Origin of the sequence: Desulfovibrio sp. JC022 (assembly GCF_010470665.1) — a bacterium.
GTDB lineage: Bacteria > Desulfobacterota > Desulfovibrionia > Desulfovibrionales > Desulfovibrionaceae > Maridesulfovibrio.
In genome coordinates this window covers 1-20731 of record NZ_VOPZ01000005.1, presented here as the reverse complement: position 1 = coordinate 20731, position 20731 = coordinate 1, and the positions used below count along the sequence as shown (strand labels likewise).

15 protein-coding genes are annotated in these 20731 nt (G+C 49.4%); 10 read left to right on the top strand and 5 right to left on the bottom strand.

From position 1 onward, the window contains the following. Positions 1-93: 93 nt before the first annotated feature. From FMS18_RS08930 to FMS18_RS08920, 3 genes are read right to left on the bottom strand one after another with little or no spacing between them, the layout of a single operon-like run. Positions 94-519, bottom strand: coding sequence for a GNAT family N-acetyltransferase (locus FMS18_RS08930; protein ID WP_163293636.1), 426 nt, complete (start codon positions 517-519; stop codon positions 94-96). 23 nt (positions 520-542) lie between these two features. Further along, a complete protein-coding gene (locus FMS18_RS08925) occupies positions 543-1925 on the bottom strand; it encodes a HAMP domain-containing sensor histidine kinase (protein WP_163293634.1) in 1383 nt (460 codons plus the stop codon). Beyond that, positions 1925-2626: a response regulator gene (locus FMS18_RS08920; RefSeq protein WP_163293632.1), complete on the bottom strand. Its 702-nt coding sequence runs from the start codon at positions 2624-2626 to the stop codon at positions 1925-1927. The genes FMS18_RS08925 and FMS18_RS08920 overlap by 1 nt, the downstream gene beginning before the upstream one ends. A 170-nt stretch (positions 2627-2796) precedes the next feature. On the opposite strand from FMS18_RS08920, the gene FMS18_RS08915 reads away from it, so the two are divergent. Genes FMS18_RS08915 through FMS18_RS08905 form a run of 3 tightly spaced genes read left to right on the top strand, consistent with a single transcriptional unit; the run spans position 2797 to position 8736 of the window. Further along, entirely contained in the window at positions 2797-4293 is a 1497-nt protein-coding gene (locus FMS18_RS08915; RefSeq protein ID WP_163293630.1) for an efflux transporter outer membrane subunit, read from the top strand. Positions 4294-4295: 2 nt separating this feature from the next. Next, complete coding sequence (locus tag FMS18_RS08910) at positions 4296-5543, top strand: efflux RND transporter periplasmic adaptor subunit (protein WP_163293627.1); 1248 nt, start codon at positions 4296-4298, stop codon at positions 5541-5543. Further along, complete coding sequence (locus FMS18_RS08905; RefSeq protein ID WP_163293625.1) at positions 5536-8736, top strand: efflux RND transporter permease subunit; 3201 nt, start codon at positions 5536-5538, stop codon at positions 8734-8736. The genes FMS18_RS08910 and FMS18_RS08905 overlap by 8 nt, the downstream gene beginning before the upstream one ends. Positions 8737-8795: 59 nt before the next feature. Here the strand turns inward: FMS18_RS08905 and FMS18_RS08900 are convergent, their stop codons facing one another. Together FMS18_RS08900 and FMS18_RS08895 are read right to left on the bottom strand one after the other, a co-directional pair. Then, positions 8796-10046 carry an MFS transporter gene (locus tag FMS18_RS08900; protein ID WP_163293623.1) on the bottom strand — a complete coding sequence of 417 codons (1251 nt, stop codon included), beginning with the start codon at positions 10044-10046 and terminating at the stop codon, positions 8796-8798. Beyond that, a complete protein-coding gene (locus FMS18_RS08895) occupies positions 10046-11041 on the bottom strand; it encodes an HD-GYP domain-containing protein (RefSeq protein WP_163293621.1) in 996 nt (331 codons plus the stop codon). Before FMS18_RS08895 ends, FMS18_RS08900 begins: the two co-directional genes overlap by 1 nt. Before the next feature lie 430 nt (positions 11042-11471). Here FMS18_RS08895 and FMS18_RS08890 point away from each other — a divergent pair, with 430 nt between their 5' ends. The 7 genes from FMS18_RS08890 (at position 11472) to FMS18_RS08860 (ending at position 20477) form a co-directional block, all read left to right on the top strand. Further along, entirely contained in the window at positions 11472-13598 is a 2127-nt protein-coding gene (locus FMS18_RS08890) for an acetate--CoA ligase family protein (protein ID WP_163293619.1), read from the top strand. A 10-nt stretch (positions 13599-13608) separates the two neighbouring features. Further along, entirely contained in the window at positions 13609-14673 is a 1065-nt protein-coding gene (locus FMS18_RS08885; RefSeq protein ID WP_163293613.1) for a phosphotransacetylase family protein, read from the top strand. Positions 14674-15092: 419 nt separating this feature from the next. Beyond that, positions 15093-16346, top strand: a complete 1254-nt coding sequence (gene tmcD, locus FMS18_RS08880; protein ID WP_163293611.1) for an electron transfer complex subunit TmcD — start codon at positions 15093-15095, stop codon at positions 16344-16346. A 16-nt stretch (positions 16347-16362) separates the two neighbouring features. Then, complete coding sequence (gene tmcC, locus FMS18_RS08875; protein ID WP_163293609.1) at positions 16363-17022, top strand: TmcC family electron transfer complex membrane anchor subunit; 660 nt, start codon at positions 16363-16365, stop codon at positions 17020-17022. A gap of 26 nt (positions 17023-17048) precedes the next feature. Continuing rightward, a complete protein-coding gene (gene tmcB, locus FMS18_RS08870; RefSeq protein WP_163293607.1) occupies positions 17049-18362 on the top strand; it encodes an electron transfer complex ferredoxin TmcB in 1314 nt (437 codons plus the stop codon). Between the two features lie 13 nt (positions 18363-18375). Further along, a complete protein-coding gene (gene tmcA, locus FMS18_RS08865; RefSeq protein ID WP_163293605.1) occupies positions 18376-18780 on the top strand; it encodes an acidic tetraheme cytochrome c3 TmcA in 405 nt (134 codons plus the stop codon). Between the two features lie 158 nt (positions 18781-18938). Next, positions 18939-20477 (top strand): adenosine deaminase, encoded by a 1539-nt coding sequence (locus FMS18_RS08860; protein ID WP_163293603.1) that lies wholly within the window; start codon positions 18939-18941, stop codon positions 20475-20477. Positions 20478-20731: the final 254 nt, after the last annotated feature.

Sequence of the window (20731 nt, the reverse complement as noted above, 5' to 3'; positions counted from 1 at the left end):
AAAACAAAAAATGGAACGAGAAATCGTGTCTCGTTCCATTTTTTGGATAAATTTGACTTTATAAACGAATTCTAACTCGAGTAATGTTAACTCCTACCCCTCCAAATACCCCCGCTCAATCATTCCTTCTTCATCTTTGAAACAACCCATGGCCGTGAGCATGGGTTTGAAACCGAGTTTTTCATAAAATCCTTCTTTGTCCGGTACGGCAAAGAGGATAATGTTGATTGATTCTAACCTTTCCATCATGGCGGTCATGATTTTCTTGCCGAGCCCGTGGGATTGGTATTCCGGGAGGATGCAGAGGTCGTAGATTACTGCTTGAAATACACCGTCAGTGATAGCGCGGGCAAAGCCGATGAATTCGCCGCCGTCCTTGGCAAAACAGACCAGTTCGCTGTTGGCTGCGGCTCGGGCCAGTTTTTCAGGATCACGGGTGCCGAGAGGGGCTTTTTCGAATATTTCAGCTATTTGGGGCCAGTCGATATTTTCCAGTTCGAAACTCAGGGTGATACTCATCAAAACCTTCTTTTTTCTATCCGTTAAACTTGTTTTGTGGGGATAGTCATTATAATTTTGAATCCCTGCGCGCTGTTTTCAGCTTTAATAGTTCCACCATGAATGCGGACCAACTTTCTGGCAGCGGCAAGGCCTAACCCTGATCCGGGAATTTCCTGTGCCTTCAGGCGATGAAACGGATTGAATATTTCTTCAAGATCTTCTTCCAGTAACGGTGCGTGTGTATTGGTCACAGTGATGCATACGTTGTCACCATCTTCATCCAGATCAACGGAGATTGTGCCTTCTGGGTCAGTATATTTGAAAGCATTGCCCAGAATGTTGTCCATAATGATGCGGATTCCATTGCGGTTGCAATTGGGAAGTTTCAGCTCTGCAAGTTCGGTTGTTACGTTGAGATTGTTACGGTCTGCAATATATTTGTATTGCTCCAGCAGATCGACAATCAATCCTTTCAGGTCGGCAGTTTCATTCAGTGCGGGACGTTTCTGCATATCCAGCTTGGAGAATTCAATGATCCTGCCGATGAGTTTATCCATGTGGGTGATTTCAGATTGCATGCCGTTAATGAAATTGTCACATCCGGAAGTATTTCCGTCTTCAATACGTTCTTTGAGCATTTCAAGGGAGATACGCATTCTTGCCAGCGGACTGCGTAGCTCATGGGAAACATTGGCAGTCAGCTCCCGGCTTGACTTTACCATTTTTTCCAGCCCTTCAGCCATGTTGTTAAAGGCCTGTCCCAGTTCGGCAACTTCATCTTTACCTTTAATTTCAACTCGTTGCTTGAGGTCTCCTTTTCCCATTCTGGATGCTGAGGCAGTCAGTTTTCTAAGTGGGCGGATTACACGTCTTGAGACAGGAATAAGGAAAATTGCGGCAATTATGGTCAGCACTATCTGTGCGCGCATGAACCAGATTTCTTCGTCAAACTTACGAAATGAGTGGAAGAGATGGTAGGTAAAGGGGTAGCCCACAGGTAATTGGGCGGTATAAACTCCATATACGCTTTTCATGCCGTCATTACGTTTTTTATATACGTATGCCCCGCTTTTAGTTTTGGCGGTTTCTCCCTGCTTAAATTTTGACATATCAGGGATCATTGAGCCCGACGAAGCTACTATTTCTCCATAAGGACCGGTAATCCAGATATCAGCCTGCAATGAGTTTCCCAGAGTCTTCAGGAGGGGGGTAAGTATTTTTCTTTCATATTCGGGAGATAAGTGCGCTGTACCCAGTTCCATTTCTGCAAGGTCTTTTACTGTGAAAATCTGGCGTTCCATGTGGTTTACGCGCGGGCTTTGTTCCCATGACATGTGCAACAGGCCGAAGATTGCCAGTTCCGAGACAATCAGCACCAGCATGAAGGATAGAAAAAATTTCAGGTAAATACGGCTGATTTTCATTATTCGCTCACAAACATGTATCCGGTTCCCCAGACGGTTTTGATGCGGGATTCATGGTCCGGGTAAGGCTTTAGAAGTGCGCGTAGTTTGCTGATATGTACATCAATACTGCGGTCAAAGGCGTTGAAATCCTTGCCCCATACAGAGGTCATCAGGTCGTCGCGGGTCATGGGCTGGCCCGGGTTATCCATTAATGCCTTGAACAGTTTGAATTCAGTGGAGGAAAGCTCCACGGATTCGCCTTCGATTTCCAGTTTCTGGTGCGCCAGATGCAGAACTACTCCGGCTACTTTGATCTGCCCTGAATTCTGTGTCGCGGTTCGGTCCGGTTCCTGTGCCCGGCGCAGCACAGCCTTGATACGGGCCAGCAATTCGCGGGGATTGAAGGGCTTGGATATATAGTCATCCGCACCGAGTTCAAGGCCGACAATGCGGTCAGTGTCCTCACCTTTGGCAGTGAGCATGATTACCGGGACATTGGAATGGGGGCGCAGTTCGCGCAGAACTTCAAGGCCGTCCTTGCCGGGCATCATGATATCGAGAATGACGATTGCCGGGGAAGAGTTTTTGACTTCTTCGATGATACCTTCCCCGGAAGGCAGAGTGCTGACCTTATAGCCGTATCCTTCAAGGTACTGGGTCAGCAGGTCTCTGAGCTTTGCATCATCATCAACTATGAGTACGGGATATTGTTGTTCCATTTTTTCAGATTAGCAATCCTGCCCGTTTGGTGGAAGGGCGGATGATCGATTTTTACATTTGTTTACAACTTTTAGCATCAAACTAATACTCTTTTGCCTCCTTGCAGGTATTAGAATTAAAAATGGAAAGCAACCGGACAGCTGTCTGGAATGAAAATAGGAAGTAAAATATGTCATCATCCAAATTGAAATTAGCTGCGATCTGTATGCTGGCCGTGTTCGGCTTTTCAGCATGCTCTCCGTTCAGGCCGGACCCGCGTCCTAATCTGACATTGGGAGTTCCTCCGCAATATGAACTTTATTCCAACGAAGCGCGTGATCCGGGGAAGTGGTGGGAAAGCTTTCATAATGAAGAACTTAACCGTTTGGTGGAGGAAGCCCTGCAAGCTAATTTCGATGTGCGTGTAGCTTGGGCCAAGCTTCGTCAGCTCCGGGCCACTGCCGTGAAATCGCGGGCCGATCTTTATCCCAAACTGGACGGTAAAGGGACTTACACCAACTCCCGTTCAGGTAATGACGGTACTGAAGGTTCCAAGGGATCGACCTCCACCGATACCCATAAACTGGGGCTTGCCGCATCATATGAACTGGACCTCTGGGGTAAGATTGAGGCCAATTCCGCTTCCGGAGAGCTTGATTATCTTGCTTCCCGCGAAGAGGTGAATTCCGCAGCCATGACCGTTGCTTCCGAAGTGGTCAAACGCTGGCTGGAGATCCAGTTGCAGCGCAAGAAGAAAGCTATCTACGGGAAACAGCTGGAAAGTAATGAAACTTATCTTGAATTGATCGAACTGCGGTTTCGCAACTCCCTTGCCACGGCCCTTGATGTTTTTCAGCAGCGGGAAACCACTGCCCGCACCAGAGCATTGATTCCTCCGGTGGAATCGCAGGAACAGCTTAAGTTACATGAGCTTGCCTATCTGCTGGGCCGTCCTGCCGGAACTCTTGATATAGCTACTGCTGATTTTCCGCATCTTCCCAATCTACCGGGATTGGGTATTCCTCTTGATCTGCTGTCCATGCGTCCTGATGTGCGCGCAGCAGGTTTGAAACTGCAATCATCGGATTGGGCCGTAAGTGCCGCCCGTGCTGACCGTCTGCCATCCATGACTCTTTCAGCTGAGGCCATGCTTTCCAGTGCCCAGCTTGCCAATATCTTTTCCGGCTGGCTGACTACCCTGACATCGTCCATCACCGGGCCTATTTTTGACGGCTATAAGCGCAAGGCCGAGGTCGAGCGTACAAGGGCCGTGGTTGATGAGCGCATGCTGAACTATAAGGATACGGTCTACACCGCGTTCAAGGAAGTTCAGGATTCTCTGGTGCAGGAGAAATGGCAGCATGAATATATTTCTGCGCGCAAGAAACAGCTTGAAGCCGCAAAGCTCAATCTTGATGAAGCCGGCTCTCGTTATTTGCAGGGGCTGGAAGATTACCTGCCGGTGCTTAGCGCTCTGGTCAGCGTGCATGACCTTGAGATCAACATTGCTCAGGACGAGGCCGACCTGCTCGGCTACCGGGTCTCCCTGTACCGCGCTCTTGGCGGTTCATGGACAAACAGCCTTGAAGACGGTGCCGAGCTTAAGCCCGAAGCTGATGATGAAACCGCAGTTGCCGCTGCTGAAAAACTTGAAAAACAACCCGTTCCTGCACAGGAGGGAATTTAGATATGGCTAAAAAAATATTTTATTACATGAAGCAGATCGGTCTGAAGGGACTTCTTCCTTTACTGATTATCGCTGCGGCAGTGGTCGGGGCCAAGGCTCTTATCGCCACTAAGCCGGTGGCGAAAAAGAAGGCTCCGGTGGTCTCTGCTCCGTTGGTCAATGTGGATGTAATTAAAGTTCAGGATTATCAGGTCTGGACTCAGGTTATGGGAACTGTTGAAGCTGCGCGGGAGATTAATCTTGAGCCACAGGTTTCCGGTCGGGTCATTTCTGTCAGTGATTCTTTTATTCCCGGTGGATATTTTGAAAAAGGCGCGGAAGTTCTGCGCATTGATCCCGTTGATTATGAACTGGCGGTGAAGCAGCAGCAGGCAGTGGTTACCGAGGCACAGTACAATCTCAAGCTTGAAAGCGGGCAGCAGCGGGTGGCCGGGCGTGAGTGGAGTCTGCTGAAGAAATCTTCCGGCGGCACCACTCAGGAAGCTGAACTTGCCCTGCGTAAACCTCATTTGCAGAAGGCTCAGGCCGATCTTTCTTCTGCTCAGGCCAAGTTGAAGCAGGCCCGTATCGATCTCGGACGAACCCGCGTGAAAGCTCCGTTCGCCTGTATGGTGGTCAGCAAAAGTGCCGATCTCGGTGCGCATCTCAGTCTTAATGAAACCATTGCTTCTTTGGTGGGAACTGAAGAATTTTGGGTAATTGTATCCGTTCCGGTGGACCGTCTGGGTAGTGTGAATATTCCTTCTGCGAAAAACAATTTCAAGGGTTCCAAAGCCCGTGTAACCATGGGCAGTGGTAAGACTGCCGTTGTGCGGGACGGAGAAGTGCTTCGTCTTTTGCCTTCACTTGAATCCAAAGGTCGTATGGCTCGCATAATTGTTTCTGTGAAAGACCCCTTAAATCTTAAGGGTGGAGAAGCTCGTCCCCTATTGCTGGGCAGCTACGTGAATGTCGATATTGATTCCGGTAAACTTGAAGAAGTTATAGCCATCCCACGTACAGCTTTCCGCGACAACAACACCGTCTGGGTGCTGAAAGAAGGGAGTCTGTTGGAAATCAGGAGTGTTGATCCGGTCTGGCGTGATCAGGATTACATTTATCTGGATGAAGGTGTTGCTTCCGGCGAAAAGTTGGTTGTCACTGATATTTCCGCTCCCCTGCCGAACATGAAGCTGCGCGAGAACGGTTCCGGTTCCCTGAACCAGAAAGTGAAAGGCTCCAAATCCAAGAAGGTGAACAGCAATGGCTGATCAGAATAAAAAAACAGGGCCTATTTCATGGATGGCCGGGAACCCGGTTGCATCCAACCTGCTGATGATTGTCCTTCTGGTCGGCGGACTGGTCATGGGATTTAATATCAAGCAGGAGGTCTTTCCGGAATTCACTACGGATTCGGTTACAATCAGTGTTGCCTATAGCGGTGCCAGCCCCGAAGAGGTGGAGCAGGGTATTGTTCTGGCTATTGAGGAAGCCGTTATCGGTGTCGATGGGGTTAAGGAAGTAGCTTGTACTGCGGCAGAAGGCAGCGGGATAGTTGTTGCTGAAGCTATTGAAGGTTACGACCTGCAAAAACTCAATGATGATATTAAAAGCGAGGTGGATCGGATCACCTCATTTCCCGAAGAAGCCGAGGACCCGGTAATCAGTGTTTCTTCACATAAGCGCAGCGTACTTTCGCTGATGGTTTATGGTGATACTGACCAGTTGGCCCTGCGCAAAGTGGCGGAACAATTACGCGAGGAGTTGATCGGTGATCCCGGTATTACGCAGGTAGAATTGACTGAGGTCAGCGGCTTACAGATTTCAATTGAGATTCCGCAAGACAAATTGCGTGCTTATGGTTTGACTCTTACCGAAGTGGCGGATGCTCTGGCAAAAACTTCCGTGGAGCTTCCCGGCGGAGGTATCAAGACCGAGGGCGGAGAAATTCTGGTCCGTTTCAAGGAACGCCGGGATTATGCCCGTGAATTCGCGCGGGTTCCTATTGTTACGGGTGATGACGGCACGCAGGTGTTGCTGGAAGACATTGCTGTGGTCAAGGAAGATTTTCAGAATGAGGATATCATTACCACCTTTGACGGCAAGCCCGCAGTGAGAGTGGATGTTTTCCGTATTGGTGATCAGACCCCTATCGGGGTTTCTGATGCCGTACATGCACAGCTGGAGATTTTTAACCGCAGCCTTCCTGCCGGGGTGCATGTCAGTGTACGTAACGATATGTCCGATGTTTATCGTGAACGTATGGATCTGTTGCTGAAGAATGCATACATGGGCCTTGGTCTGGTCTTTATTTTTCTGGCCCTGTTTCTTGAGCCACGGCTGGCTTTTTGGGTTTCCATGGGAATTCCCATTTCCTTTCTGGGGGGCATGCTCATCCTTGCCCCGGCAGGTGCGAGTATCAACATGATATCCATGTTTGCTTTCATCATTTCACTTGGTATTGTTGTGGATGATGCCATTGTGGTCGGTGAAAATGTTTATTCCATGCGCCAACAGGGTATGAGTTGGATTGATGCTGCCTGCGAAGGGGCCAAGCGTATTGCTATGCCGGTGACCTTCAGTATCTTGACCAACATTGTGGCTTTTATGCCCATGTTTTTTGTGCCCGGCGTAATGGGTAAGATCTTTAAGGTTATCCCGTTGGTGGTAGTAAGCGTCTTTTTTATATCGCTGGTGGAATCTCTTTTTGTGCTTCCCGCTCACCTCGGACACGGTAGTGAGCGCAAGCCCGGCAAGCTCATGTCGTTTATCATGCATTATCAGCAGAAGGTTTCCAATGGTTTGCTCCGCTTTGTACATAATATATACAGGCCGTTTCTGGATCGGGCGGTAACTCTTCGTTATCTTACCGTGGCTCTCGGTATGGCCTGCCTGATTATTGCTTTTGCTTATATTAAAAGTGGCAGATTGGGATTCACCATGTTTCCGAAAATTGAATCCAATTATGCCTATTTGACCGTAGACCTTCCTTACGGCACAGCCAAGGAAGTTACCCAGAAGGTTATGGCGAGAGCTGTTTCTGTTGCTGAAGAGGTAGCTGCTGAAAATGGCGGTGATCAGTTGGTGGAAGGGATTTATGCAAAGATTGGTGGTTCAGGCAGGCGTTCAACCAGCGGCAGCCATGTCTTCAAGGTACAGGTTTTTCTTACCGATGCGGACACAAGGCCAATTCATACCGAGGAATTTGTGCAGCAATGGCGGCGGAAACTTGGTCCTCTTGCCGGGGCGGAGTCGGTTTTGTTTGAATCCGACCGCGGCGGTCCCGGTTCGGGAAGCTCGCTTGAAATCGAACTCAGCCATAGCGATATTGAAGTGTTGAAAAAGGCTTCTGCCGACCTGGCACAGGCCCTGAGTGTGTATCCTAAAGTTAAGGATATTGATTCCGGGTATTCTCCCGGCAAAAGGCAGCTGGACTTTGAACTCCTGCCAGCCGGGCGCAGTCTGGGGCTGACTTCGCGCAATGTTGCCAACCAGATCCGCGCTTCCTATTACGGTGCCGAGGTCCTGCGCCAGCAGCGCGGACGCAATGAAATCAAAGTTATGGTCCGTCTGCCCGAAGCGGAACGGGCATCCAAATATGATTTTGAAGAGTTGATGATCCGCACCCCGGACGGAGCTGATGTGCCGTTGCGTGAGGTTGTGAAAATCAAGGATGGTCGGGCATACACTTCCATTGACCGTCGTAACGGTCGCAGAGTTGTTTCCGTGGAGGCGGATGTGAAACCGCGTAAGGAAACATCCCAGATTGTAGCTGACGTTGTGGCCAATGTGATGCCCCAGCTTAAGGCGGATTATCCGGGACTTGGTTACTCTCTCGAAGGCAAGCAGGCGGATATGAATGAAAGTACTGAAGCCCTTATCTCCGGTCTGCTTATGGCGATGATGTGTATTTATGCTTTGCTGGCAATCCCGTTTCGCAGCTATTTCCAGCCGCTTATCGTCATGTTCTGCATTCCCTTCGGTATTGTCGGGGCGGTAATTGGACATGCTCTGCTGGGCTATAGCCTGAGTTTGATGAGTCTGTTCGGGATCGTGGCACTTAGCGGGGTTGTGGTCAACGACTCGTTGGTTTTCATCGATTACGTGAACATCCAGCGTCGCAAAGGGCACTGCGCTTATGATGCTGTACTTGAGGGAGGAACCGCCCGTTTCAGGCCTATTTTGCTAACCACCCTGACCACATTCGGTGGACTGGCTCCCATGATCCTTGAGACTTCCAGGCAGGCCAAGTTCCTGATTCCCATGGCGGTATCCCTCGGGTTCGGTATTCTCTTTGCCACCGGCATCACCTTGCTGCTGGTCCCGGCGTTTTATCTGATCTTTGAGGATATACGTTTGCTGATGCGTAAGATTTTCCGTCTTGCAGATGAAAATCTGCATGCAGACGGAATTACCGAGCATGTGCCGGTGACCCAATGCAAACATAAACCTGAAGATTACTAAATAAAACCCCGCCTTAGACTTATCTGAGGCGGGGTTTAAATTGTCGTGTGAGTGGAGCGTTATTCATCCGGTCTCAACTTATGGACGACCAGTGCTGCGGCAAGGGCAAAAGCCTTGGCTATAACCAGAACACTCAGGCTGTAGCGGAATTCTATGATGCTTAGATCCTTGATGCTGGTGGAACCGTGTTCCAGCAGCCAGCCGATGAGCGGCTGGGCAAGGGCACTTCCGCCAATGAGGAAAGTGTTTACGAATCCCAGTGAAATTCCGTCCGCCCCTTTGGGGCTGATGTCGTTGCCGAAAGCGTAGGCCACTACGTTTCCGGCGCAGCAGAAGCCGAGCAGGAGCATAAGGCCGAACATCATCGAATAGGGAACGTGGGGGAGATAAACCACACTTGCCATGCACAGCAGACCTCCGCCGGAGGCAATTATCATAGGGATTCCCCTTTTGCCGATACGGTCGGAAAACCAGCCGAAAAAGAAGCTGCCCGGAATCGCCCCCACGAAAATCATAGAGACCATGAAGGCCGCATCGGTGGTAGAGATATTGTAGAGCTTGGAAATAAAGACAGTTCCCCAGAGAGCACCGAATCCGGTGTAGACCATATTGATGGTAGCGGCGTAACCAGCGTTAAGCCATGCGGAAGGGGTTTTGAGAATTTCGACTAATACCGGGAATGTTGCAGGAGTCTCTTCCTCGGGAGTGTTTTGTTTTTGTTCATTCTCCGGGCGGTCTTTAATCAGAAAAATGACCAGCAGGGCAATGAGTGCGCCGAATCCGGCAATGCCGAGCAGGGTGTTTTCCCAGCCGAAGCGGGTAACAGCTTCGGTAAGCGGAGCTTCGCCCATCACCGCACCGGACATACCGATGATGTTGGTCAGGCCGACCATGGTTGCGAATTTTGCCGGCGGGAACCAATTGTCCACCAGTTTGAGGCAGGAGACAAAAGAGAATCCCGTTGCGGCCCCGAGGATTATCCTGACTCCTATGGCTTCCGCCGGGGTGGAGGTAAAGGTGAACAAGGCTCCGGCAGAGCATGAAATCAGGGCGGCTATTGCCAGCGGACGGTGGGGACCGAAACGGTCGGCCATCATCCCGATGGGAATCTGCATCAGGGCATAGGAATAAAAATACACTGAAGCGATGAAGCCCATGCTGGCTGCGCCCACATTAAAGTGCGCGGAAAGGTCTTTGACCATTGAGCCGGGTGCAACCTGCTGCATGTAGTCGTAGAAAAAGTACAGGGTGGCAATACCCCATACGGCCCAAGGCATTAATTTTTTTTGAGATGTCGATTCGATATTCATTATCCGTCGCGATAGGTTACTTTTTCCAATGCATAAATTATATTCGGGTCGTATTGGGTGGATTCACTGTAGAGAATTTTCAGGGCTTTGACGGTGGGCATGCTTTTCTTTCCCGGACGACCCATGGTCATAGCCACGTATGAATCAACCGCCCCGCAAAGCTTGCCCAGCCACGAGAGGTTTTCGTTGGTTACTCCCCTCGGATACCCGGAACCGTCCATGCGTTCGTGGTGTTCGAGAATTGCGCGTAGTGATGTCTTGCTCATACTGCTGGTTATGCTCAGCACTTCCACTGAGCCGATCGGGTGCTGACGGATTCGTTTTTGCTCATCCAGTGAGAGGCAGAATTCTTTGCCGAGAACGAATTCCGGCAGGCTGCATAGTCCTATGTCACACAGAAAAAGTGCAAAAAGAGCATCAATGAAAATTTTAACATCCGGCTTTACTTCCCGTGCATGCAGAAGCAGGGCTGCTCCGATAATACCGTTGGAGAGGGATTTGTTGACCAGTGAATGGTTTGAGTCCAGCATTGGAATCATTAACCATAGTAGTTCGGGGTTTTCATGTAAAAGTTCCCCTACGGAAGTGAGGGTATCCTGAAATGCACTGAAGTGTAATTTTATTGAGTCTGAATAAATTTTATCGGCACTTTCTTTTAAACCTTCCAGAAGCAGGGCAGCCAGTTCCTGTTCGGGGATGGAGTGGGAAATATCGCAGATAACCGTGGGGAGATGAGATATAAAATAAGGTCTGCATGAATTTATGTCAGTGAATTTGATAAATATCAAACCACGGTCGCAATCTTCGGTGATGGCCTGTTTGTCTGCGGAAACAATGGCTTTTCCCGGTATTGTAATGGGAGTGAACCTGCCATTGGAGGAGTTCATTCTGTACAGGCTGAACGGAAGATTGTTCTTGGGAAGCAGTTTGAAGATGGCCTCGGTAATGGAACAGAAGCTTTCTTCAATTAATTTAGAGTCATTCATAGCATTCATAGCTGACCCACCTCAAAATGACAGCATTAATCGTATCATTAATACGATATTTATATTTTATAATCCCGACCTTGAACCACGCATACCATTAAACAAGACAAAAGCGCAATATCCCGGCTTGTTAAGATGTTTGTATTGGGAAGCAGAATGTCTTGAGATAAATTATCATATAAATGGAGTGTTTATAGCGGGAATAGTTTGACCGTTAGCCTTGTTTGCGGATAGTTAACAATTGGAAAATATATTTTTTATAGCATGGTTTAGTCGCTTGCCTTCATTGCCATACTCGGATTATGTTTAACTGTTCTGAGGCTGATAGCAGAAAAAATCTGTTGAGATCATATTTTCATGTTACAATTTTTTTACGATTTTTATTGATTGCGAAATAACCGTTTCCCCTTTCATATTCGGGGAAAAGTCGGGAGATAGTTTGGATAGTCTGTTCACTCCGTCATCGATCGCCGTTGTAGGTGCTTCATCTGTTTCCGGGAAAATAGGAAATACCATCCTGTCCAACCTGTTGGATGCCGGGTATGCCGGTCATCTTTACCCGGTAAATCCGCGAGGCGGAAGTATCTGCGGTCTTGATGCGTGCAAGAGTATTTCTGAAATCGGTGCTCCCGTGGACCTCGCTGTTATTGCGGTTCCGCGAGATTTTGTCCTTGGTGCTTTCCGCGAATTATTAGAGCTGGGAGTCGGCTCTGTGGTGATTATTTCCGCAGGGTTCAAGGAAGTCGATCATGAGGGCTGGCTTCTTGAAGTGGAAATTGCGGAGCTGGCAAAGAAAAACGGCGTAAATGTACTCGGTCCCAACTGTCTTGGGGTGATTAATTCCAGAGGCGGGGTCAATGCTTCCTTTGCCACGGGCAGCCCTCTGCCCGGCAGTATGGGATTCTTTTCGCAGTCCGGCGCACTTTGCGTTGCTGTACTTGACTGGGCTCTCGGTTCAAAAGTCGGTTTTTCTAAATTTATCAGTCTTGGCAACAAGGCTGTGATCAACGAAGCCTCCATGCTTGAATATCTGGGCAATGACCCCGATACCAGAGTGATTCTCGGATATGTGGAAAATATTGAGGATGGCCGGGAGTTCATGGAGCAGGCAGCTAAAGTCTCCATGAAAAAGCCGGTATTGATGATGAAGGCCGGAACCACTCCCGCCGGGGCAAGGGCGGCATCATCCCATACCGGGGCCATGGCCGGTTCAGATCAGGCCTGCGATGCAGCTTTCCGGCAGTCCGGTGTTATCCGGGTGGAGAAGCTGGATGAACTCTTCAATCTTGCCAAGGCCTTTTCAGTTCAGGAATTGCCGCTGGGACCTAACTTAGGCATTGTAACCAATGCGGGAGGACCCGGTATTCTCGCTGCTGATGCCTGCGGTGAATCAGTTATGCGTATGCCTACTTTTTCACCTTCCACCATCGGTGAATTACAGCGCATGCTTCCGGGTTATGCTTCGCTGTACAATCCGGTGGATCTTCTCGGAGAGGCTGATGCTGCTAGCTATGGACGTGCTGTGCGTATTGTCGGTCATGATCCGGCGGTGAACAGCCTGCTGGTCATTATCGCTCCTACAGTTGATCTGGACCTGACCGGGGTAGCCAAAGCCGTGGTTGAAGGTATGGGCGAAGTCAGCAAGCCTGTTTTCTGTTGCCTCATGGGACGCAAGAACAGCGCACCGGCCCGAGAAATTTTTGCAGAAGCCGGAGTTCCGGTATATGACTTTCCCAAGCAGGCAGTCCGGGCTATGGACTGCATGCATAAATATGCAGTCTGGAAAGGGCGTCCGCTGCGCACGTATGTTACCCCTGAGCACGATGTTGAGGCGGCCCGTACGGTTGTGAATAACGCCTTGCGTTCCGGCCGTTCCGAACTGGTGGAATTTCAGGCCCGTGACATTGTTACCGCTTACGGACTGCCTACCCCGGAATCCGATCTTGCACGTTCCGGTACTGAAGCTGCGGCAATTGCCGAGCAGCTGGGCTATCCGGTGGTGCTTAAGATTGCTTCCCCGGAAATTTCGCATAAATCCGATGTGGATGGTGTCCGTGTGGGACTTAATTCCGCAGAGGAAGTAAAGGCGGCTTTCTGGGATATAACCGCCCGGACCCAGCGTCTGCGTCCGGATGTTTATATTGCCGGATGCCTGGTGCAGCAGATGGCTTCCCCTCAGTCCCGCGAGGTTGTGGTCGGTTTTCGCAGGGATAAACAGTTCGGACCTTTGCTTATGTTCGGATTGGGCGGGGTTTATGTTGAGATTTTGAAGGATATTTCGTTCCGACTCGCTCCTCTTTCTGTTGAGGATGCCGGGGACATGGTCCGGGAAATCCGTTCCTATATGTTGTTGAAGGGAGTCAAAGGGGGCGAGCCCGTTGACTTTGAGGCGATTACCGATGTTTTGATCAGGATGTCGTGCCTTGCAAATGATTTTCCTGAAATTTATGAAGCAGAATTCAATCCTGTGCTTGTCAGCTCGGACGAGGCTCTTGTTGCCGATGCCCGGATGACTGTTGTCGATATTTCCGCAGATGCGGGCAGGCAGCCGGATGAGCGCGAATAAGGAGGCATAGATGGTAAGTATATATATAGGTTCCACCACCGGATATTCCGGTAAGAACCTTTTGGCCATGTCGCTGGGGCTCAAGTTCCGCAACAGCGGATTCAATGTGGGCTACATGAAACCTGTGGGGGCTGTTCCCCATATGGACGGCGATACCCCCGGAGACGCTGATGCGGCTTTTATCCAGCAGGTTCTCGGGCTGGAGCAGGACCCGGCCAAGGTTACCCCGGTGCTGGTCACCCGTGATTTTACCATCAAGGCTTTTTCCGAAGATATGGGTGATCTCATGCCTTCCATTGTTGAATCTTACGAAGAGCTCAGCAGTGATAAAGATGTTATGATCATCGGTGGGTCGGGTAGTTATCTCAGTTCCGGGACTTATTGCGGCGTGAACGGTCCTGATGTTTCCAGAGCTATGGGCGCCAAGACAATCCTGGTGGATCGTTACAGCAGCGAACTTCATTATGATTACGTACTGCGGGTCCAGAAAGAACTGGGCGATGATTTTCTGGGTGTTGTTTTTAATGACGTGCCCGAACATTATATGGATGAACTCACTTCATTGATTGTTCCTTTTCTGGAAAAGAGGGGAGTGAAGGTTCTGGGTATTATTCCCCGCGATCCTTTGATGGGGGCCATTAAGGTTAGTGATTTAGCTGAACGGCTCTTCGGTAAGATTATTTCCGCCCATGCAAAAGCAGACCGGGTTGTTGAGAATTTCCTGATCGGGACCATGCAGGTGGAGAACTTTATCACCCATTTCAGGCGGCATAAGAATTCTGCTGTCATTGTGGGTGGAGATAGGGCGGATGTTCAGTTGGTGGCTCTTGAGGGTAATTGTCCCTGCTTGATTTTGACCGGTAACCTTTATCCCAACGATATTATTTTGACTCGTTCGGAAGTGCTTGAAATCCCGGTTATTGTTGTACGTGATGATACCTATGCCGTGGCTAAGAAAATGGAAGCCATTCAGGAAAGCTACAAACTCCGTGATATGATCAAGATTAATCACGGGGCAGGGCTGGTTAATTCCGAGTTAGATTATGACTACATTTATGATGAATTAGATCTATGATTACCTCTTGCTTTGGTAGGTAATATGTCCTACTGTTAAAGTAGGAATAAAAAAAACGATAACTTTGATTGATTGCCAAATCGATATGTTTTTTTGATTAACAAAAGTCTTTTATCTGTTTGAAAAGTAAGTGTTTTTTGTGAGGGTGGTTGTCCTGTTTATGGGCTGCCACCCTTTTTATTTTGAGAAAAATACTCGCCCAAACCCCTCGGATGCTATTGTCCTACTTTGCAAAATGTGCCAATTAACTTGCAGTTATAAGGTCGGGCGGGTCTCCGGCCTTGGTGTGACGAGGTTTGTTTCGACCAAAGACGGGACTATTTTGTTGGTTAGAAAACTAGGGTGCTTGGCACCCTGAAAACCGAGTTGATCCGGAATATTGGCGGATAGACCGGATCTTCGGAATGAGGAGGCGTGAGATGCCTGATGCGTCCACGTGGGATTGGAATCCCGGTAGGCGAGAGATTCAGGATACTGGATCCTGGTCTGATAAATTTGAGTGGGTGGAAGAATTCCATGCCAGCCCTGACGGTGAAAAGGTCGGTGCTGTTGTTAATAAAGGCGAATTGGAATTCACTGCTTGCGTCAACGGTGAGATTTGGGAAGAAGCATACGACAGGATTTTCTACCCCAAATTTGCACCCGACGGCAGATTCACAGGTGTAGCCCAGCAGATGGGCGAGTGGACTCTGGCTGTTGACGGTAAGCACTGGCCGGAAAATTACGGCTATATCTGGAAAACTACTTTCGGCCCCGAAGGTACTATTGTCTGTGCAGTACAGCAGGACATGACATACGCTATGGGTGTTGACGGTGTTCTCTGGGAAAACTTTTTTGAAAACGCAAATAACTTCACAGTAGGCAGTGACGGTAAATCAACCGCTGCTGTTGTTCAGGTGAAGTCCATGCCGCAGGCTGATATCGAAACCTTTCAGAAAGGTATCTATACAGTTGCTGTTAATGGAACTGCCTGGGATAACGTTTTCATGAACTGTTACACTCCGGTGTTTGACGCCAAGTGTGAAAAAGTTGCCTGTCAGGTAAGAAAGACTCTCTATGATTACACCATCGCAGTCGATGGCAAAATCTGGCAGCGTGAATTTCAGTGTGTCTGGGCTCCCTCTTTCAACCCCGCGACCGGTGCTCTCGTAGCTCCCGTTCGTCTGGGCGGAAAATGGGGTATGGCTCAGGACGGCGAACTGATCTGGAAGAACAACATGGCCAACTGCTGGCACCAGCAGTTCAGTGCCGATGGTTCCAAACTCTGGGCTATTGTAGCACCCACTTTCGGCAGCTTCACAGTTGCTGTGGATGGTAAGCCCTGGTCCATCACTGCACCTGTGGTTATCGACTTGGCTGTCAGTCCTGACGGAAACCGCGCCGCAGCACTCGCTAAAGACGACAAAGCTTACACAGTTCTCTGTGACGGCAAAGTCTGGCCCGGTGTTTATGAAATGGCTTGGCAGCCTGTTTTCAGCCCTGACAGCAGCAAAGTTGCTGCCAAGGTTGAAAAGAACGGTCGCTACACCGTTGTTCTCGACGGTAAGCCTTATGGTCAGGATTTCGATCAGTGCTGGGAACCCGTTTTCAGCCCTGACAGTTCCAAAGTCCTCATTCGTGCAATAGACGGCGGCAAATTTGTGCGCATCGTTGCCGAAGTAAGCGAATTCTAAAACCGGAGGAATTAACATGAATAGTGTTTATGCATTCGTTGTCGGTCCTCTGGCATGGTTCGCCTGGGGCGTGTTTGTTCTCGGTTCCGCTTACAGATTGGTTTCCATGTACCAGCTCGCAAAGGCAAAGGACGGATCGTCCCTGCACTACATGAGCTTCAAATGGGGTTTTCGCTCCATCATGGCATGGATGAACCCCGGTGGAACTCTCGGTTGGCAGCGCAATCCCTGGACTGCGATGGTAACCTTTGTTTTTCATATCTGTCTTGTCATTGTGCCCCTCTTTCTGTTGGGACACGTGGTTCTCTGGGATCAGTTCTTCGGCATCAGCTGGCCTACTCTCCCGGATACCATTGCTGACATCATGTCCATTCTGGTAGTTGTCTGCTGCATCTATTTCGGCGCACGCCGTTTCTTGCAGAGAGACGTAGCTTACCTGACCACCGGTAAAGACTGGGTTGCACTTGTTATACCTACCCTCGTTTTCCTGACCGGTGTTCTGTCCTACCACGAAATCGGTGATGCCAAGGTTATGCTCATTCTGCATATCCTCTGCGGTGAACTTATGCTGATCAGCATTCCCTTCACCCGTTTGAGCCACATGTTGTTCGGCCTGTTTACCAGAGCCTATATGGGATCCGAGTTCGGTGGCGTTCGTCGCTGTAAGGACTGGTAACCAATTCCCGCAAGGAGTACTGAAAAATGACATTCGACAGGAAAATCGAAGACGTAGGACTCAACCGGGGTGTTTCCCGCCTGACTCCTGAGCGTATCGAAAATACTCTTAAGCAGGTTATTGAAGGAGAAGCCGGCGCAAAACTCAAGCTCTATGCTGAGACTTGTATGCGTTGCGGTATGTGCTCCGAAGCCTGCCATTACTATATGTCCCATGAAGGGGACCCCAGCTATTCACCTGCTGGTAAGGTCCACAATACTCTGGGCAAAATTCTGCGCAGTAATTACAAAGTTACTGCTGACGAAATTTACCAGATGGCACAGATCGCTTACACTGAGTGTAACCTCTGTCGCCGCTGCGTACATTTCTGCCCGCTCGGTATTGATACCGGTTACATTATGAGCATGGTGCGCCGCATGTGCCACAAGCTCGGCGTGACTCCGCAGTACATTCAGGATACCGCGCACTCCCATTCCGCAACCATGAACCAGATGTGGCTCAAGGATGATGAATGGCCGGATACCCTGCAATGGCAGGAAGATGAAGCCCGCGATGAAATGCCTAACCTGCGCATTCCGCTGGATAAAGAAGGTGCGGATATCTACTATTCCGTTATCGCACCGGAACCCAAGTTCCGTACCCAGCTCATTTATCAGGCTGCATACATCTTCAATGAAGCCGGAGTTGATTTCACCATGCCCACCGAACCGGGCTGGGATAACTCCGACATGTGTATGTTTACCGGTGACTTTGAAATGATGGGTCGTCTTAAGAAACGTCATTTCGAATCAGCTCTCGACCTCAAGGTCAAGCGCATCGTAATGGGTGAGTGCGGTCACGCATTCCGCTCCATTTACGATCAGGGTAACCGCTGGGACGCATGGGAAATGTATCCCATCGAAGTTGTCCACTCTGTTGAGTTCTTCTGGGAACTCTTCGAAGCAGGCAAGATCAAGCTGCGTGAGAAGTTCAAAGAGCCTATCACCGTACATGATCCCTGTAACATCATCCGTGGTCGCGGTCTGATGGAACAGTCCCGCAAACTGGCTCACGCTCTGTGTGAAAACGTTGTTGAAATGACCCCCAACCTTGAGCACAACTACTGCTGTGCTGCGGGCGGTGGTGTCATTAACTGCGGTCCTCCGTTCAAGAACGTCCGTATGAAAGGTAACAAGATCAAAGCCGAGCAGCTTAAGGCAACTGGCGTGAACACCATTCTCGCTCCCTGCCATAACTGCCACGGCGGACTTGAAGACCTCGTTCATTATTATGAACTCGGTATGGACATTAAGTTCTTCGGCGATCTTATCTATGATCTCATGGAAAAGCCGGAAGCGTAGGAGGAAGATTACAATGATTAAAAGAGTATTCTCTATTGCGGTCATTGCCGCCTGTGTCTTGCTCTACATGGTTCCCGCGTTCTGCCAGGAGGACATCACCTCTTTGCTGGACCCGGCTTTCCCTAAGCATGAAAGACCTGCTGCCGTGTTTGCACATGATGCACACAACGAAATGGCCGGTATTGATGATTGCGCTGTCTGCCACCACGTCTGGGAAGATGGAAAGATCGTTGAAGACGAATCTTCCGAAGACCAGAAGTGTGCTGACTGCCATCAGGTAAAGCCTGAATCTGGTAAGACCGGTCTGCGCAATGCTTACCATCAGCTTTGCTCTGACTGCCATGTAAAAGAAGATAAGGGTCCCGTATCCTGCGCTGGTTGCCACCCCAAGGGCGGTGCCGCTCCCGCAGCACACTAGGATCTGATCGTATATTAAGTAAAAGGCCGTCCCTTGGGGCGGCCTTTTTTTTTGCTTGGAGCGGTAAAGGGAATGTGCTTTTTGGATTCTATTAGAGAGGATAAAGGTTAAAAATGCCATTTACCTTGAAGAGGAGCTTATTATATAGAGTATGGATTATGAAAAAAATAGCCATCATCATGTTCCTTCTTGTCTCGGCCTGTGTCCCGAAGACCGCTGAGAGGTCAATGCTTCTCAAGCAGGTCGACCCCGTTGCGCTGCGTATGGTTCTGGCTGAGATGCCTAAAGGGGCAGAGCTTCATACCCATTTGTCCGGCATTCCTTATGCTGAGGATTATTTAAAGTGGGCGGCTGATGATGGTGCGTGCATACATGAATTGAGCGGCCGCATCTTGGCCGGGCCATGCGTAAACGGTACTGTTGCAGCAAAGGATGCTTACAGGCAGCCTGATGTCTGGGGTAGGGCGGTTAATGCTCTTTCTGTCAGGGAAGGGATGCGCGATAACCGTATGTGGGGGCATGACCGTTTTTTTGAAACGTTCGGCAGATTTGGGGCGGTGAAACGGGATAAAGGAAGGTTGCTGGCTCATGCGGTGAAGCAGGCGGTGCGGGATAAAGTTCAGTATGTTGAGGTGATGCTGTCAATTTACGGTCCCCAATGGGTAAGTCCCTGGGCTGCCGATGCCAGTTGGAATGGAAAAGCAGAAGAATGCTTTGCTCGATTGAAGCAGGCAGGACTCTTTAAAGATATGGATTTGGCTCGCAAAGAGCTTGGGCGGGCTGAGCGCAGGCAGCGGGAACTGGTAGGCAATAGTCCGGGCAGCAATGTAAAAGTCCGTTATATCAATCAGATTTTCAGAGGTGTTGAGCCTGCTTACGTATTCGCCCAGATGGCTTGGTCATTTGAACTTGTCCGTCGTGATCCCCGTGTTGTTGGGCTTAATATGGTCGGTCCTGAAGATGGACCTATTGCCGTGCGGGACTATGCCCTGCATATGGATATGTTGGATTTCTTTCACTCAAAGTACCCCGATGTCCCTATTGCCTTGCATGCTGGAGAGCTGACTCCCACATTGACGACCCCTCAAGCCCTTGCGAATCATATTAAACTGGCAGTTATCAAAGGTCATGCCCGCAGGATAGGCCATGGCGTGGGTCTTGCTTATGAGACAGTGCCTCTTAACACTCTGGCATTGATGCGTCAGAAGGATGTGGCCCTTGAAGTATTGTTGGGCAGTAATGACGTAATACTGAATGTTTCGGGCAGAGATCACCCATTGAATTTTTACTTGAAAGAAGAGGTCCCTGTGGTGATTTCTTCTGATGATATGGGAATTGCGCGGTCAACACTGACTGATGAATATGAACGCGCTGTAGCGGATCAGGGGCTAAATTATCTAGCGGTAAAGCGAGTCGTCCGGAATTCGTTGGAATATTCATTTTTGGAAGGGCAGTCTTTGTGGGACAATGCAACGTCTTTTAAGATGGTGTCCGCATGTTATAGAGATGACCAGCCGGATCTGGATTGCGAAGCCTTTTTGTTAAGCAGCGAGAAGGCAAGGGAGCAGTGGAAACTTGAGGGAAAGCTTAACAGGTTTGAGGATTCTGAAGTCTTTAAACGCTTCAAAGAGGATTATTCGAAACAGATATCAACAATAATTGAAAAAGGTGTTGACGCGGCCATCGGTTTTCCATAGAACCTCTTTCTCGACGCAGCAACGGCTGAAAGCCACGAGCTTGTCGGGGATTTTTTTTCTGACTGACCGGACATTAGCGGTTGACATTCGGATCGGGTTTGCATAAATTCCCAATCCGCGCTTAGCGAAAGCAAGGCACTGAGATCATTGAAAAAATATTTTGCGAGAACATGAAAATTAATGATTGACAGCGGCGGCTGAGTTGATTAGCTTCCGTCTCCGCACTGATCGAAAGTAAGGTGCAGAGATCATTA

Bases quoted from the DNA above. Each gene is read 5' to 3' on its own strand.
- FMS18_RS08925 (WP_163293634.1), bottom strand. From the start codon at position 1,925: ATGAAAATCAGCCGTATTTACCTGAAATTTTTTCTATCCTTCATGCTG.
- tmcB (WP_163293607.1), top strand. From the start codon at position 17,049: ATGACATTCGACAGGAAAATCGAAGACGTAGGACTCAACCGGGGTGTT.
- FMS18_RS08920 (WP_163293632.1), bottom strand. From the start codon at position 2,626: ATGGAACAACAATATCCCGTACTCATAGTTGATGATGATGCAAAGCTC.
- tmcC (WP_163293609.1), top strand. From the start codon at position 16,363: ATGAATAGTGTTTATGCATTCGTTGTCGGTCCTCTGGCATGGTTCGCC.
- FMS18_RS08895 (WP_163293621.1), bottom strand. From the start codon at position 11,041: ATGAATGCTATGAATGACTCTAAATTAATTGAAGAAAGCTTCTGTTCC.
- FMS18_RS08930 (WP_163293636.1), bottom strand. From the start codon at position 519: ATGAGTATCACCCTGAGTTTCGAACTGGAAAATATCGACTGGCCCCAA.
- FMS18_RS08915 (WP_163293630.1), top strand. From the start codon at position 2,797: ATGTCATCATCCAAATTGAAATTAGCTGCGATCTGTATGCTGGCCGTG.
- FMS18_RS08860 (WP_163293603.1), top strand. From the start codon at position 18,939: ATGAAAAAAATAGCCATCATCATGTTCCTTCTTGTCTCGGCCTGTGTC.
- FMS18_RS08885 (WP_163293613.1), top strand. From the start codon at position 13,609: ATGGTAAGTATATATATAGGTTCCACCACCGGATATTCCGGTAAGAAC.
- FMS18_RS08900 (WP_163293623.1), bottom strand. From the start codon at position 10,046: ATGAATATCGAATCGACATCTCAAAAAAAATTAATGCCTTGGGCCGTA.
- tmcD (WP_163293611.1), top strand. From the start codon at position 15,093: ATGCCTGATGCGTCCACGTGGGATTGGAATCCCGGTAGGCGAGAGATT.
- FMS18_RS08905 (WP_163293625.1), top strand. From the start codon at position 5,536: ATGGCTGATCAGAATAAAAAAACAGGGCCTATTTCATGGATGGCCGGG.
- FMS18_RS08910 (WP_163293627.1), top strand. From the start codon at position 4,296: ATGGCTAAAAAAATATTTTATTACATGAAGCAGATCGGTCTGAAGGGA.
- tmcA (WP_163293605.1), top strand. From the start codon at position 18,376: ATGATTAAAAGAGTATTCTCTATTGCGGTCATTGCCGCCTGTGTCTTG.